Here is a 16,327-nt window from a genome sequence, read left to right on the forward strand (position 1 = left end):
TGACCCGAGTTCGGCAGAATACGGCAGACTGACGGTACATACGTATCGTCAGTCTTCTGCTCAGTCAGCAATTACCCGCACACTCGACTGAACAGTTCCGGCATACCCTCCACGGTCAACAACCACATGCCAATGTCCTGAATAAGGAATCAGCAATACACTCACTGTATCCGTCATATGCCCGCCATTATATTTATAATTGCGGCGTTTCTTGTATTTTTGAAAATTGTCATCATCGAGTAGCAGAACATTGGCCGTGTTATCTTTCAACGTCACTTCTATTTTTTGCCCTCGCTCACACATGTTAAGATCGTAATGCGTAAATTTCATTATCTCTCCAAAAATACATATCCGAATCGACCTTATTGCCCGAAGATACATTTTCAATGCTTCGATCATATTGAATTTTGCATCATAGATCACGGCATAAATAGATCATAAAATCATATCTATCGCACAATATGAAACATCAACATGGCTTGAAGCATCCCCAAAATATCCTTTCGATATGAAACTCAGTGATAGAAAAGAATGCTTATTATTGTATTGATTTCATATTTATCTATCGTCAATTAATAACTCTTTTCAAGTGTGTTGTCGCGAAAAGAAAAATAAAAAGACCGAACTATTTGGGGGAATATTAACCAAGAAGGAATGATATATACTTCTCGCCATAGAATGGCTATGACTCAAATCTCTGCCTTGCCTCTGAGCCCAGTGATTCTCGCTGAAACGGCATCTTGAGGTCATTTGGGTATATATTTAAAGATAGAGGGTCATTAACGAGATTCAATCCAGTTAAAAGCAGCTTCAAGCCCTTTATCGATGCCATTGGTGCGATCATTTTTCGTAAAAAATGAAGTGGTGATCGCCGGGGGAATCCCAACCTGATCATAGTTCACCCGATCGGCTGATAAGGTCTTTATGTTCGATATACCAAAGCGAAACCCGTTAGGGAGCGTTTTACCTAAGCTGCCCGATAACATCCCCTGCGTTCTTTCACCAATCAAAATGACTTGATCCGAGGCACTGAGCATCAGTGCCGATAACTCAGCAGCGGATGCTGTCGTATGACTAATCAGAACAGCAACCGGCTTTCGATAACTCGGGAATTGTGGCTCAAGATAAATGTCATGCTCGGGCTCGAATCCAGCCCCGTCACGGGCGCTCTTAATATAGCCTAAGGTTTGATGGTCAACAAAATATTCGGCTAAGGCTCTCGCAAGATATGCATAACCGCCACCGTTAAAGCGCAGATCAATCACCATTCCATCGGTTAATGCAAAATCATCCATCACTTGGTTCATTGTTTGTCTGAACACTGCTAAAGTTTCGGCATGATCATTACCCGCGACAAAGTCACTCCATCCATCAATATACAGGTAACCAATATTATCACTCTTTCCTTTTCCCCAGATAATATGCTCACCTAGACTCCCCGACAGATTCAGTTGATTGGTAATCATAGACTGAATGAGCACCTCGTTATCATCAATATACTGTTGAATTGCCGTATTCTCAGATTCGGAAAAAGGAGTAACCAGGCCATGATCATTGATATATTCTTGTCGTAACCGATCCAATAGAATCGGTCGGTCTCGATGTCTGAAACGAGCCAGTTTATCCTGATCGAATACATAGACATGCCCGTTTTGTAATGGGGCAATGACTTGTGACATAATCTCGAACAGTTCATCTCGCGTTGAATGTTCAGAAATCTGACTGCGGGCCCATTGTTTAACTGCACTCCAATCAACAATCAAAGTATCTAAATTGTAATAATATTCATCGAAAGTCTGTAAAAAAATATTCAGGTTTTTAATCGGATCATTATCCATCTCATTGACGACACTGATATTCTTGATACAGCTATTCGGTAACTCAGTATTTTTCACATATTTAATCGCGTAGTCGGTCGGATAAACATTTAATCCCGGATAAATAAAACTGACTAATTGACTACCGACCTGCTGATAATATTTTTCAAACGTTTTCTGACTGAATGTTTCTTGATTTGTTAATACACAGTAACCAGAAGTAAATTCATAATATGTCACCGAATTATCCATAATTTTCAACGCCGAACCATCATGTTCAGAGACCCATATACCTTGTGCCGAGAAACCATAATTCTCATGATGACAGCCACTTAAAATAAATATAGCCGTGATCGCATATCCTTTTATTAATCGTTTCATTTTCTATTCAATATCTGTCATTCACCGTGATAAATAACTTAACGAATCTTGTGCTGTCTTTGTGTAGCGGTTTGTTTATCTATGCAGACAAAAGTAGACAGATAAAACGAGTGATAATATTAGATATATCTAAATCATTGTAACGATTTGATTCAATCATCAGGCTCAACACCAGCGACAGAATCACTATTGCATCGATGACTTGATGGAAAAGCAGAGTACGTTTATTCGTCCGCTGGATGCTCACGACGATAGTCACAATATAACCAGACCATACGATCTAAAAACCAGCTTTTGGCCAGATAGGTGATCAGGGTCGATAAAATACAGAGCTGTATATCGTACTGATAAACACCCCACACCGCTAATATGAGCCCCACAGTTGATGTCAAATGGAGTATCACAAATAAGGGTAGCTGATGATGCTCAGGCAATGATTCTTTATCCCGGTTTAAATAAATTTGTTCTCCAAGTACCGACTGCGTTGCCCAGCTTTTTAACGAGACGGGTTTCGGAAATAAGATCGGATTTAAAAACATCCACACAACCGCCATGACCACAGCCAAAATACTCAACCAAACACTCCACTCTCTCAATAACCCGGCAAAGATAAAGAGTGGTAAAACGCTATATCGGGTCCAGACACTCCACGGATTGGCATGTCTGTCCCACCCCTTGCCATCTAAATGAAATAGTGCCGCTAATTTACGTTCAAGAGTCATTGTTCACCTACCTATCAAATTGACTATAAAATGAATCACGTTGACCAAAGCCATAATGGATAACGCGCAGAGCCATGCTTATGTCCGATTTGGAAATTGAAATGTAAATCGTGCCCCACCCAGTTCGGACCGTCCTGCGCATACCGACCCTTGATGCCATTGGGCGATATGTTTGACGATGGCTAAGCCAAGTCCATGGCCTGAAGCAACGTGACTACGGGCATTATCAAGTTGTTCGAATGGTAAGAAAATCCGCTCCCAGTCGCTTTCATCAATGCCGATACCATCGTCACACACGTTAATCACGAACATATCTGTCTCAGCAACATATGACAGAGACACAAACACTCGGGTCCGGGTATATTTACACGCATTGACAAGTAAGTTACTCATCGCCCGTTTCATCGCGATATGATCAATCAGAGCCAGTTTATCGATTGCTTCAGGTGCAATTTGCAACTGATACTCAATGTCCGGATAAAGCTGAAAAACACTCACACATTCATCATCAATCAATTGTGCCAAGTGATGTTTAGCAAAAGAAAGCAATTGACTGTCGCCACTGTAGCGTGACAGGACCATGGTCTGGTTAATTAAACTATCCAGATCTTCAAGACTCTTCGAGATAGACCGTTGATATTTTTCCTTTTCAATCTCTGTCGTGGCGTGAGATAACATTTCAAATGCAAACCTGAGACGATAAAGCGGGGTCCGAAGATCATGGGCAATCGCATTGGTCAGTGTTCTTTGCCCTTTTAACAGTTGCTCAATACGATCCGCCATACGGTTAAAAGCATTCCCCAACGTTGCCACTGTCGAAATCTTGTATACCACTGCCCGGCTATTCAAATCACCATGACCGAACCGCGATGTGGCCGCCAGCAGGTTCTTCAAATCCCGCCATAGCGGATAAGTCCAGAAAAACATACACAGCGAAATGGAAAGGACAAAAGCCAGAATCAATACAATAATGACTGACGAACTCACCGAAGACAGCGGAATTAAATTGGCTAAAAGAAAAGAGTTGCCATCACTCAATCGTATATAAAATGTAATTTCGTCACTTGAATTGGTTCGCCAGAAAAAAGAGTAGGTTACGAGCTGGCTCTGTTCGGTTTGACTGAGCTTGACCTGATCGCTTGTGGCGATTTGTAAATCAAACGGAAAGTGCGTTGAAAGATCACGTAGTAGCGTCGGCCAATGTTCTGGTTTAGTCGAGGCAAACTGTTGCTGAAGCAAATACACCGTCCCTTCTGAACCCCGTCGTATTTTTTCGGCTTCTGGAGCATCCACAAATATCTTTAGCATGAAAGGGCTGTTGCCAATCTTTTTAATTAAAAATTCAGGCTCTTCATTGAAAAAAATAATCTGTTGCTGCTCAATTTCCTCACGGTTCTGTTGTCCAAGGTTGGATTTATTGATATCCAGTAATTGCAACGCAAAACCGAAATGTTGACTTAATTCATCTATTTCTTGCTGCCACGTATCAATCGGCATGGCTTCAAGTCGGGACTCAATCAACGTAAATGTCCCCTGATAGATTCGCTCATACCGCTGCCCTTCAATATAATTATTGAATGATAATATCGGATTCAAATGACTAGGATAGAGGAGAAAAAATAAGGGGCCGAAGACCAGAAACCATAGGCCTGAAAATGACTTTATCATCGATACTCACTCACTATAGATACACAGTTGATAACCCACCCCTCTGACAGTTTTAATCAGATCGTCACCGTTCTCCAATTGAATTTTTTTCCTGAGTCGCGACACTCTGCGGTCAATTGAACGATCAAGACCATCGTATTCAAATCCTCTGAGCCGGTGAATCATCTCATCTCTGGAAACAACTTCCCCGATGGACTGAGCCAGTAAAACTAATAATTCAAATTCAGCACTCGTTAAATCCACGCTCGTTTGATGCAATGTCACGCTGCGACTAACGAGGCTGATTCTCAACGGGCCAAATTGATAGTCAGATTCATTGCTTACCATTTTTTTGGGGGCCTCTTTTGCAGCACAACCTCTTTGAGCACAGCGCAATAATGCATGAATACGGCTTAACAGGAGTTTGGGCTGTACCTGTTTCACCACATAATCATCCGCACCGATTTCCAACCCCATCACCTGATCAATATCGTCTTCTAAAGCCGTCTGCATCAAGATGAACCCTTGATACTGATGACGGATTGATTTACAGACTTCCATGCCATTCATGCCCGGGAGTAAGATATCTAAAATAACCAGATCGGGGTCAATATTCAGAATCGTCTTGACGGCATCAATCCCGTTATCGACGAGCACGACATTAAAATTGTAACGGCTAAGGAAATCTTTCATCAGCACGGCTAACTCAATATCATCTTCAACCACAACAATCGTTTTATTGCTGAGAATATCCATCATACTTGTATCTATCATAGAATATAAAATGCGAATTAATTCATTAAAATCATTTAATTTCAAACAGTTAACCCAGAAAGCAACCCTAATCTGCCTGAATCCATCAATAATATACACCTAGGGCTGTTGATCTTTCGTGATGGATTTTGCAGCAATTTGTCGTGCATTTAGTCAAGGCAGGTCATGTGAAGTGTAGCGATCTACATGAACCATGACCTAACGCTGGATAAATGAGCGACAAATGCTGCCTAGAGGGTTCATCTGAACAAAATTCAACCATGAAAGATCAACAGCCCCTAGTATATCCATTCCATTTTTCGGTAACTGTGACGATTTGTGACACCCCCTGATCACCATGCAGTCTCTCGTACATTCATGAGCAACTCAGCCACAGCGTATTACACATCAAAAGCACATAAAAAAGCCGGGATTGAATTCCCGGCTTTTACTGATCATTGATGATGTGACTGGATAATGATTATCCGATATGAGTCAGACCACCCATATACTTGTGCAACACTTCAGGAATCGCAATACGTCCATCCGCTTGTTGATTATTCTCCAGAATCGCAACCATGGTTCGGCCAACAGCAAGACCAGAGCCATTCAGGGTATGTACCAACTCTGGTTTTTTCTCACCTTTGCGGCGGAAACGTGCTTGCATCCGACGCGCCTGAAAATCCCACATGTTTGAACAAGATGAAATCTCACGATAAGTTTCCTGTGCAGGTACCCAGACTTCCAGATCGTAGGTCTTACGTGCCCCAAATCCCATATCTCCGGTACACAAAATCACTTTACGGTAAGGTAACTCTAATAACTGCAACACTCTTTCAGCATGACCCGTCAGTTCTTCCAATGCATTCATCGAATCTTCAGGGCGCGTTATCTGTACCAGCTCAACCTTATCAAACTGGTGCATCCGGATCAGCCCCCGGGTATCACGACCATAAGAGCCGGCTTCAGAACGGAAACACGGTGTATGTGCCGTCATTTTCAGTGGGAGTTCAGCCTCATCCAAAATTGAGCCACGGACTAAGTTTGTCAGAGGCACTTCCGCAGTCGGAATCAGTGACAAGCGACGTGGCTCTTCATCATTGACTTTTTCAGCCAGTGGCTCGGTATGAAACAGGTCTTTACCAAACTTAGGCAATTGCCCGGTACCATACAAGGTATCGGCATTCACCAGATATGGCACATACATTTCGGTATACCCATGCAGATCCGAGTGCAGGTCAAGCATAAACTGAGCAATCGCCCGGTGCAGGCGAGCGAACTGGCCTTTCATTACGATAAACCGGGCACCGGTGATTTTCGTCGCGCTGGCAAAATCCAGTCCGTCACCCATTTCACCTAAATCAACATGATCTTTGACTGCAAAATCGTATTGCTTCGGCTCACCCCAACGGGAAACTTCGACATTACTCTCTTCATCCAGACCATCAGGTGAAGCATCGTCAGGAATATTCGGCACAGATAACGCAATATCTTCCAGCTGTTTCTGCACCAGTTCCAGTTCTGCTTTACGGGCATCTAAATCATTGCCCAGAGAACCGATTTGCTGTTTTACTGCTTCAGCACCTTCTTTATCACCCGCCGACATCAGTTGACCGATCTGTTTCGAAATGGAGTTGCGAGTGGATTGTAAATTTTCAACTTCGACTTGAATCGATTTACGCTGCTCTTCAAGTTGACGAATGGTCTCGACGTCGAGGGTAAATCCGCGACGCGCCAGTTTTATCGCTGTTTCATCCAGCTCTGTGCGAAGTAATTTAGAATCCAGCATTGCTAATCCTATGCTTAATGGGTTGTAAAAAGCGCTCGGTGTTGTCCCAATCAGATGGCAACAACACAAAACGTCATGAAAATTGACATGCCCGGTTCCCTGACAGATAGCCCGACAGATAGCCTGAAGCAATTTGGGTATAAGAGATTAACGAAAAGTGGCTATTTTTCATAGCGCTTTCGTGTGCTTTTTGCGTCTAACTCAGCCAGATACTTGAGTTTCTCGTTGATCTTCCCTTCCAAGCCTCTTTCCGAGGGGTGATAATAGCGAGTACCAACCATTTCCGGCGGCAGATATCGCTCCCCGGCAGCATAAGCCCCCGGCTCATCGTGAGCATAACGATATTCATCACCATAGCCCATTTCTTTCATCAATTTCGTCGGGGCATTGCGTAAGTGAAACGGCACTTCATATTCAGGTTCATCGCGGGCATCCGCCAATGCCTGCTTCCATGCTGTATACACGGCGTTACTCTTCGGCGCACACGCCAAATAAACCACCGCTTGGGCAATCGCCCTCTCACCTTCAGCCGGACCGACACGCGTAAAACAGTCCCACGCAGATAAAGCGACCTGCATTGCCCTTGGATCAGCATTACCAATATCCTCGGAAGCAATTGCCAGTAAACGACGTGCAATATATAACGGGTCACAGCCGGCAGCGATCATCCGGGCAGCCCAGTACAATGCGCCATCAGGGTTTGAGCCACGAATCGATTTATGAACTGCTGAAATCAGGTCGTACCAAATGTCGCCCTTATTATCAAAACGGGCGACTTTCTCACCGGCGACTTCTGCCAACAAGGACAGATCGATAATTTTTTTGCCGGCCTCATCTTCATTGGCCATGTCATATAACAATTCCAGGTAGTTCAGCGCCATTCGCGCATCCCCCTGAACCAATTCAGCCAGACGGTCTAGAACCTGATCCTGAAAATCAGCCGCAATCCCACCGAATCCTCTCACCTCATCCGTTACAGCCTGTTGCAGGGCATCGGCAATATCTTGTGTATTGAGAGAGGTCAGCTTATAAACCCGCGCCCGGGAAAGCAGTGCGTTATTGAGCTCAAATGAAGGGTTCTCGGTCGTTGCACCGATAAAAGTAACCGTTCCGTCCTCAATATGTGGCAGAAAAGCATCCTGTTGTGATTTATTAAACCGATGCACTTCGTCCACGAATAGAATCGTGCGGAAACCTGCCAGTTGATTTTCCCGGGCCCGTTCAATCGCAGCGCGAATATCTTTCACCCCGGAGGTTACCGCAGACACTCGCTCAACACGAGCATTGGCATAGTTGCCTGCCAACTCCGCCAATGTTGTTTTACCGGTTCCCGGTGGTCCCCAGAGAATCATCGAGTGGAGATGACCACTTTCCAGCGCCCTGCGCAGCGGCTTTCCTGGACCAAGGATATGTTGCTGACCGATGTATTGCTCGATCAACTGCGGTCTCATCTTTGCTGCAAGCGGACGAAAATCTTCATCCCCAGAAAAATCTAAACTGTAGTTATCCACAATGATGTTTATCCGTCATTCGTTAGAGCAACTGTTCTTTTGACACAATTTGTTCTTGTAACACAATTTGTTCTTGTGAAGCTATTGCCGCTGATCATCCACTTCGACACCTGCGGGAATTTTGAACTGAAACAAATGGTTATCCGGCCGCTTCAGTTTGATTTGCTGAAACGAGAATAAACTTTTCTGCCCATCCTGTTCAATCACATCAAAACCTTTTACCACACCTTTTTTATCAATTCGAATATGAAATTCCCCCTGCCGACTGTCTGTTGTTGTCGGAACAAGTGTAAATTCATTGCCTTGCTGCGAAACACGATAGTGTTCCCAGTCTTGTTTGCGGTTTCTCGTCAGCAACACAAATGGTGTCTGCTCGGTTGCCTGAGATTGATTATAGATAGAGACCTGTTCTACAAAAGGATTGTAGTACCAAACGGTTGTGCCATCCGATACGAGTAGATTCTCATCCGGTGAAACCGTTTCCCAGCGAAACAGACTCGGGCGGGCAATGTCCACTTTCCCTTCTCCCTGAGCAACAACGTCACCATCAGGGCTGAGAACCTGCTGTTGAAAATGAGCACTGAATCCATCATTTAACGCAAGTCTCGTACTTAATTCATCTTTCGGATCCGCCAGTGCTGAAAAGCTACCGGCCATTGATATCAATAGAAAGAAGGCAACCAGTTTTTTCATGTGTTCTCCGTTGCTGAACAAATATGAATTGTTATTGATGGATATAGACCATTCTTCTCGGCTTTTTGTCATGTGTATGTCGAAAAAAATACGTCAGTTAAAAAAATGCCGTGCGATGAGTCAATCGCCCAGTCACACACACTCAAGTGAAATTACTCGGTTTGCAAGCAGCACTGTTTAAACTTTTTACCGCTGCCGCACGGACAAGAGTCATTTCTGCCGACCGTTTTATATGGGTTGACCCGGTGTGCCCGTGCACCACTTTGCTGTTCATCTGCGGCACAAGCGACTTCATGAATCATCATGTCCAGATGGTCAACCATCTCGGCTAAATAAGGCGGTTCGTCAATCCCTGCGTCTTTCATCTGTTGTCGGGTTTCGGCTTCATCAACGGCCAGCATTAAGGTCGTGAGCAATGCTTGCAGCATTCGTTGTGTCCCATCTGACACAGCAACCTGCTGCCAATGCGGTTCCAATAAAGGCCATATTGCCATAAACCCTGATGCAAACTCAGCCAGATCATCCTGATTGGTCACATCAAGAAACGCAGCAACACAATACTGATCACTCAGTAATGCTGAATACTGCTGCTGATAATGAACCGTCAATGCTTGCTCTGCTGTGTCGGTGAGTTCAGCCACCAATCGTGACATCCACACATGTGCTTCCAGTGGTTGACAAGCCATATTGGCGGCAAGAATTGCGCCTTCAATCAATAATGGCGACTCGTCAGTCCGCAGTTCAGTTACATCCAGCAATTGATAAGTCATGGTACTTCTTTCCTAGTCTTCAGTCGCTGGGCATTATACCGAGAACACGAATCAATGACACGTCGCGGAAAGATTCTGGCGTGACATTTGCGACGGACCCAATTACAATCGCGCGTCCTGATAGAAGAGCGGAAGTTTATGCGTATTGTTCTGGGCCCGATGGAGGGTGTTCTCGATCATCTGATGCGAGAGATACTGACAGAAATGAATGATTACGACCTATGTGTGACAGAATTTGTCCGGGTTGTCCATCAGTTGCTGCCGAAACACGTCTTCTATCGTCTCTGTCCTGAACTGCACCACGGTTCCCGCACCCGTTCCGGTGTTCCCGTCAATATCCAATTACTCGGACAAGATCCGGACTGGATGGCGGAAAATGCTGCATTTGCGGCAGAGCTCGGTGCACATGGTATCGATCTGAACTTCGGCTGTCCGGCAAAAACCGTCAACAAAAGCAAAGGTGGCGCGGCCCTCTTGGAATTTCCGGAATTAATTTATCAGATCGTCAAAGCTTGCCGGGAAGCCGTCCCCGAGCAAATCCCCGTTTCAGCGAAAATCCGTTTAGGATTAGAAAATCCACAAGATTGTTTTGAAATTGTCGATGCCATTGAGCAGGCTGGTGCAAATGAACTGACCGTTCATGCTCGGACCAAAGCCGGTGGCTATAAAGCCAATGAAATTAAGTGGGAATATATCCAGCAGATTCGTCAAAAAACCCGCCTGCCATTAATTGCCAACGGTGAAATATGGGATGCAGCCGATGCACAGCGATGTATTGATGTTACCGGCGCCGAGAGCCTCATGGTCTGCCGCGGAGCATTAAATCGTCCGAATCTGGGTAACATGATCAAATACAATCATGCCCCGCTTTCCTGGTCTCAGGTCATCGAGCTCTTGCTGATCTATTCTCGCTGTGAAGTGAATGGCGATAAGAGCAAATACTATTCAAGCCGGGTCAAGCAGTGGTTTACTTATCTACGGCAGGCTTATCCTCAGGCGAATGACTTATTCCGCGAGATTCGAACGCTGACAAGCGTCGATCCAATTATTGAACGAATTAAACATCATCAATCCGAACAACCGCAGGAATGCGTGTAAACTCACTTTCGCACCACACGCATCACCCCTTAAAAAATCAGCTGATTTTTACCGCTCTTTTTAGCGATGTATAACTTTTCATCGACTGATTTCAAGATAGCATCAATATCCTGTAACTCACGACTGTCTATGATTTCGACACCACCGGAAATCGTAAAGCCCCCTTCCACAACGGTTTCAGACTCTTCACACAACGCACCTTTCACGCGGGTCAAGGTCTTCTTGAGATAACTTTTACGTTCAGCAGTCAGATACAGCACGAACTCTTCACCACCATAGCGGGCAACTGTATCGGTAGCACGAATATGGCTGTGAATCTGATCACCAGTATAACGGATGACATCATCCCCGATATCATGACCAAAATGATCATTGATCGCCTTAAAGTTATCAATATCAAACATCGCGATCGCAACATAAGACTGATGTGGTGAATGTTCAATAAAGGCTTGAAACCCGCGTCGATTGCGCAAGCCTGTCAATGGATCCCGCACCGCCAGCCCTTCATAATAACTTTTCGCATGACGGGTATTCATAAACAGAAAAGACATCACCCCCAGTACATACATGACGGTGATCAGTATTAATGTTTTTTGTCTCTGACTGACAAACTGATAAAGCTCATTCCCCCAATGCATATCGTAATACATGGCATGATGAAATGAGATCCCCTCATCCTGAAGAGCATGGGGTTGAAAGGCATTTGTTGGTAATGATTCTTTCTGTGTATCAATAAAATGGAGCTTACCCGCAAAACGTTGGTTGGCACTCAACAGTTTATTTAGCCTGATATTCAGAGAAATGACTCCTTCAAATTGATGATTCGAGTAAACCGGCAACATCAAAGAAACGAGGTTTTCTGTCGATTGCAACTCCTGAAGTACCATCGGCCCACGAACTTTAATCGGCTGATTTTCGCCCAAATCCTGATATACGTCCCAGCTTGGCGATTGAATCTGTTCGAGCACATCTGTCGTCGCATTCACCGACAGCGTATCAGGAGAAGAAATAATATAACCCGACGGATCAATATAATGAACACCGATCAAATAATCATCCAGATCATGCAGCAATGAAATCACCGGAGCCAGTGCAATTCTAAACCCCACTTCGTGATAGAGCGGGCTATTTTTGTCGCACAGTGATTTATCGCCAACGATAATGTATTCAAGCGCCCGTAGATGAGCATTGGGGCTGTCCCCTGCATCGATTGACAGCTTTGGCCGCATATGACATACACCGTTCACAATTTTTGCTGTATGCGCCAGTATCAAAGATTGACGAACTTTGATGTAGTTATTCAAGCTATAATCCAAAATGGTCAGCATCTTGGATGCGCGAAAGAATTCCCGTTCGATTCTTTCGTACTCTTCACTCAGTTCTCTTTCCAGTTGTCTGATATGCCCTTCAAACAGCATTCCTACAAGTGCCAAAGCAAAAATGAATGGGATCAAAAGTCGCCCTTTGATAGAAAAATTTTTATTCATTCACGGATATACACTCAGTGAGAGGTCGTTCTTTTAAGCGTAATACAAAGAAGAACACCAAAAATTTTAAAGTATCGACTTATATCAAATTTCTATATGAAAAGATAATAAGAATTCATTTTTGTTATATGAAATCAGATGATTCGTTACTGTATCCAAAAAAAGACGCGCTGACTGCGCGCCTTCTTGTTTCAGACTTTCTTGTTCAGTTATGAGCACAAACTCAACTCAAAAGTAGGCTATCATCAGCTAATGTCTCACCCCTGACTTTTGAAAACATATCCAGCAAGTCCGGCACATCCATATGCTGCCGTTGCTCACCCGAAACATCGAGAACGATCTCACCTTGATGAAGCATGACCGTCCGATCACCACAAGCCAGTGCATCTTTCATCGAATGGGTCACCATCATTACCGTCAAATTAAACTCTTTCACAATTTTATTCGTCAGATCGATAATGAATGCAGCCATCCGGGGATCCAGTGCAGCCGTGTGTTCATCCAGTAGGAGTAACTTACTCTCTGCGAGAGTCGCCATCACCAAACTCACGGCTTGCCGCTGACCTCCGGAAAGCAGACCGATACTGTCACCAAGCCGATCTTCCAGACCCAGTCCCAAAATACTGATACGCTCTTGAAACAGCTGGCGCCGTTTGGAAGAAAGCGCATATTTCCAACTACGGTGGCTCCCCCGCTTGTAAGCCAGTGCCATATTCTCTTCAATGGTTAACGAGCCACAAGTTCCCGCAAGTGGATCCTGAAACACTCGCGCACAGAAATTCGCACGCTGATCAACACTTCGCCGTGTCACATCAATATCATCAATCAACACTTTACCGCCGACCATGGGCGTTTCGCCCGTCACCGCACCCAGTAGCGTTGATTTACCGGCACCATTTGAACCAATAACCGTGAGAAACTGATGTTCAGGTACCGTCAAAGATACCCCTTTCAAAGCACGGTTTTCCAAAATTGTGCCCGGATTAAAAGTAACTTGTATATTTTCCAGCCGAATCATGCAGCACCTCCGGCCCGGTTCGATTTCATTTTTTTCTTCATACGCGGCATGATAAGCGCAATCGCAACTAGAACAGCCGTCACAAGGTTCAGATCGGAAGCCTGCAAACCAAACATGCCCGAACTCAGCGCAAATGCGACAGCAAGGCGATAAAGCACTGAACCAAGAATCACCGCGACCACGGCAACCCAGATACGTCTTCCGGGAATTAACGTTTGTCCCAGAATCACCGCTGCCAGTCCGACAACAATGGTGCCGACACCTGAGGTCACATCCGCAAAACTGTTCGTCTGCGCGAACAACGCGCCGGCAAAGCCGACAAAACCATTCGACAGCGCCAAGCCAAAATAAGTATAAAACGCGGTACTCCCCCCCTGAGCGGCAACCATCCGCGCGTTCACACCTGTAGCTCGCAAACCTAAACCAAAGTCACTATTCAGCAGGCGAACAATGAATAAAGCGGACACTAACACCAGTACACCAACGACCAGAGGCCGGATATACATCGGATCCCCCATCGCTTCAAAAGGGGTTAAAATCGTATCTTCACCAATTAATGCCAGATTCGGACGTCCCATAATCCGAATGTTAATTGAAAATGCAGCAATCATTGTGAGGATCGAGGCCAGCAAGTTTAAAATCCCGAATCGAACCGTTAGAAAAGCGGTCACCCAGCCGGTCATCGCTCCGGCAATCATGGCTAATCCGGTTGCAACCCATGGATTAATCCCCGCGACAATCGCTGTTGCAGCAACCGCCGCCCCCATAGGGAAACTACCATCCACACTTAAATCAGGAAAATCAAGCACTCGAAACGTCAAATAAACGCCGAGTGCCACTAATCCATAAATCAGCCCTATCTCCAGAGCTCCAAAAAAGGCAAAAGCAGACATCCCATACTCCCTTTCTGCTTATTAATTACGGGCTGGTCCACTAGCCCGTTTACTGTTGTGATTATTTGATGCTGGTTGCACGATCCAGAACAGATTGAGGAATCTTGAAGCCCAGCTTATCCGCAACGGTTTTATTCACAACTAAGTCAGAACCTTTTGCGACAGTGACATCAATCGATCCCGGATCTTTGCCATTCAGAATCTCGGCGACATAATTCGCAGTCTGCATACCAATCTGATAGTAATCAAAACCAAGACTCGCGATCGCCCCGCGATCAACATAGGAAGTCGCCGCCCCAAAAACGGGCGTTTTCGCCTGATTGGCCGTCACTATCATCCCTTCGATAGCGCTGGCAACCGTATTATCGATTAAGGCATAAATGATGTCAGACTTCTCAACAATACTCTGCGTCGCAGACTGTACATCGGCACTTTTCAATGCGGTGGCTTCGACAAGTTTCAGGCCATTTTCTTTGACACTCTGTTTGAGAAGTTCGATCAAACTAACAGCGTTCGCTTCTCCGGGATTGTAAACAACACCGATAGTTTTGACGTCCGGCATCAATTCTTTAATCAACTCGACATGTTGTTTGACCGGAGATAAATCAGATAGACCCGTCACGTTTTTCCCCGGGTGCTGCATGGTTTTAACCAGCTTCGCCCCAACAGGATCAGTCACCGCAGTAAAAACGATTGGAATAGAACGGGTTGCGGAAACTAAAGCTTGAGCGGTTGGCGTGGCGATACCGACCAGAACATCCGGACGTTCTCCGACGAACTGTCTGGCGATCTGCACCGCTATCGCTGGATTTCCTTGTGCGGTCTTGTATTCAAAATCCAGATTTTTTCCCTCAATATATCCTTTCGCTTTTAATCCATCCAGAAGCCCCTGACGGGTCGCATCTAGCGCTGGATGTTCAACGATTTGTGACACGGCGACCTTTGCCGTTTTCGCCATAATATTGGTTGAGGAAATGAGCGCTGCTCCGGCCAGAACAGCGGTTACTGCAAGTTTTCCTGCTTTCATCGTGACTCCTTAAATCTAAGGCATTAAGTTTTAATGTTGTGTTTTATGTATTTAAGTTGTTATTACTGCGTTACAAACTGCAATGAACAACATTATTACCAGCAAGTTACAGTAAAGGGAAGCGTGATTTATACCTTCGTTCACTCAGAAGAATAATATAGTGATAGATATATACATAAATCACGATCAGGCAGGGTGCAAATATAAAATAGATTTCATAGCCTTTTATAAAAGACTATGAAATAGAAGATATGTCGATGAGCAGAAATTAAAACCAGCGCTCAAGAGCTGATTTATCTAATTGGCGGAATGCTTTGTTTAATACCTGAGCTAACTCTTTGTATCTGGGTCTCGCCTTCATCGGTTCTAACGCAAAACCTGTTTCAACAATCTTTTGATGTAGCTCGCGATACCATTCTGCCAGAGAAGGTGGCAATCGTGTGTTGGCCCGATTTCCTAACCACCATATCCCTTGCAAGGGGAGGCTAATCGCAAACAGAGCAACGACAATCGCTTGCGGCACAGCGCCGATATTATGAAAAACCATTTGGGTCAGTACACTAATCGCTGCCACTGCGGGCATGACCTTCACCGCAAAACGAGTTGCTTTGATGATCCGTTGCTCAGGGAATATCGGGGCTAGCTCTTTACGCATTGGCCAGATATCCATGTACTTTTGCCCATCTCTCAGATTATGGATCAATCCTGCATTATGGCTCAT

General features: G+C 44.8%; 15 protein-coding genes. 1 reads left to right on the plus strand and 14 read right to left on the minus strand.

The window, feature by feature from the left end; translation table 11 throughout:
* Positions 1-60: 60 nt before the first annotated feature.
* From BSQ33_RS02780 to BSQ33_RS02820, 9 genes are all read right to left on the minus strand, one after another.
* Positions 61-330 (minus strand): DUF1883 domain-containing protein, encoded by a 270-nt coding sequence (locus BSQ33_RS02780; RefSeq protein ID WP_021018990.1) that lies wholly within the window; start codon positions 328-330, stop codon positions 61-63.
* Positions 331-779: 449 nt separating this feature from the next.
* Complete coding sequence (locus BSQ33_RS02785; protein ID WP_088133203.1) at positions 780-2,198, minus strand: S41 family peptidase; 1,419 nt, start codon at positions 2,196-2,198, stop codon at positions 780-782.
* 224 nt (positions 2,199-2,422) lie between these two features.
* Positions 2,423-2,920, minus strand: coding sequence for a DUF6653 family protein (locus tag BSQ33_RS02790; protein ID WP_088133204.1), 498 nt, complete (start codon positions 2,918-2,920; stop codon positions 2,423-2,425).
* Between the two features lie 78 nt (positions 2,921-2,998).
* Positions 2,999-4,588 carry an ATP-binding protein gene (locus BSQ33_RS02795; RefSeq protein WP_088133205.1) on the minus strand — a complete coding sequence of 530 codons (1,590 nt, stop codon included), beginning with the start codon at positions 4,586-4,588 and terminating at the stop codon, positions 2,999-3,001.
* A gap of 6 nt (positions 4,589-4,594) precedes the next feature.
* Positions 4,595-5,323, minus strand: a complete 729-nt coding sequence (locus BSQ33_RS02800; protein WP_088134513.1) for a response regulator — start codon at positions 5,321-5,323, stop codon at positions 4,595-4,597.
* 478 nt (positions 5,324-5,801) lie between these two features.
* Positions 5,802-7,109, minus strand: coding sequence for a serine--tRNA ligase (serS, locus tag BSQ33_RS02805; RefSeq protein ID WP_021018985.1), 1,308 nt, complete (start codon positions 7,107-7,109; stop codon positions 5,802-5,804).
* A 161-nt stretch (positions 7,110-7,270) separates the two neighbouring features.
* On the minus strand, positions 7,271-8,620 hold the full coding sequence (locus BSQ33_RS02810) for a replication-associated recombination protein A (RefSeq protein WP_021018984.1): 1,350 nt from the start codon (positions 8,618-8,620) through the stop codon (positions 7,271-7,273).
* A gap of 81 nt (positions 8,621-8,701) precedes the next feature.
* Complete coding sequence (gene lolA, locus BSQ33_RS02815) at positions 8,702-9,313, minus strand: outer membrane lipoprotein chaperone LolA (RefSeq protein WP_021018983.1); 612 nt, start codon at positions 9,311-9,313, stop codon at positions 8,702-8,704.
* Positions 9,314-9,465: 152 nt separating this feature from the next.
* On the minus strand, positions 9,466-10,083 hold the full coding sequence (locus BSQ33_RS02820; protein ID WP_088133206.1) for a YecA family protein: 618 nt from the start codon (positions 10,081-10,083) through the stop codon (positions 9,466-9,468).
* A gap of 138 nt (positions 10,084-10,221) precedes the next feature.
* Here BSQ33_RS02820 and dusC point away from each other — a divergent pair, with 138 nt between their 5' ends.
* Entirely contained in the window at positions 10,222-11,181 is a 960-nt protein-coding gene (gene dusC / locus BSQ33_RS02825) for a tRNA dihydrouridine(16) synthase DusC (RefSeq protein WP_021018981.1), read from the plus strand.
* A gap of 29 nt (positions 11,182-11,210) precedes the next feature.
* On the opposite strand, the gene BSQ33_RS02830 is transcribed toward dusC, so the two are convergent.
* From BSQ33_RS02830 to yfbV, 5 genes are all read right to left on the minus strand, one after another.
* The gene (locus tag BSQ33_RS02830; RefSeq protein ID WP_088133207.1) at positions 11,211-12,668 is read right to left on the minus strand and encodes a sensor domain-containing diguanylate cyclase; all 1,458 of its coding nucleotides are present in this window, start codon (positions 12,666-12,668) and stop codon (positions 11,211-11,213) included.
* A 223-nt stretch (positions 12,669-12,891) separates the two neighbouring features.
* Complete coding sequence (locus tag BSQ33_RS02835) at positions 12,892-13,686, minus strand: ABC transporter ATP-binding protein (RefSeq protein WP_021018979.1); 795 nt, start codon at positions 13,684-13,686, stop codon at positions 12,892-12,894.
* The gene (locus tag BSQ33_RS02840) at positions 13,683-14,579 is read right to left on the minus strand and encodes an ABC transporter permease (RefSeq protein ID WP_088133208.1); all 897 of its coding nucleotides are present in this window, start codon (positions 14,577-14,579) and stop codon (positions 13,683-13,685) included. The genes BSQ33_RS02835 and BSQ33_RS02840 overlap by 4 nt, the downstream gene beginning before the upstream one ends.
* A 61-nt stretch (positions 14,580-14,640) precedes the next feature.
* Entirely contained in the window at positions 14,641-15,606 is a 966-nt protein-coding gene (locus BSQ33_RS02845) for an ABC transporter substrate-binding protein (protein ID WP_021018977.1), read from the minus strand.
* Between the two features lie 268 nt (positions 15,607-15,874).
* The gene (gene yfbV, locus BSQ33_RS02850; protein ID WP_027693991.1) at positions 15,875-16,327 is read right to left on the minus strand and encodes a terminus macrodomain insulation protein YfbV; all 453 of its coding nucleotides are present in this window, start codon (positions 16,325-16,327) and stop codon (positions 15,875-15,877) included.

The organism is Vibrio gazogenes (assembly GCF_002196515.1).
In the GTDB taxonomy this organism is placed as follows: domain Bacteria; phylum Pseudomonadota; class Gammaproteobacteria; order Enterobacterales; family Vibrionaceae; genus Vibrio; species Vibrio gazogenes_A.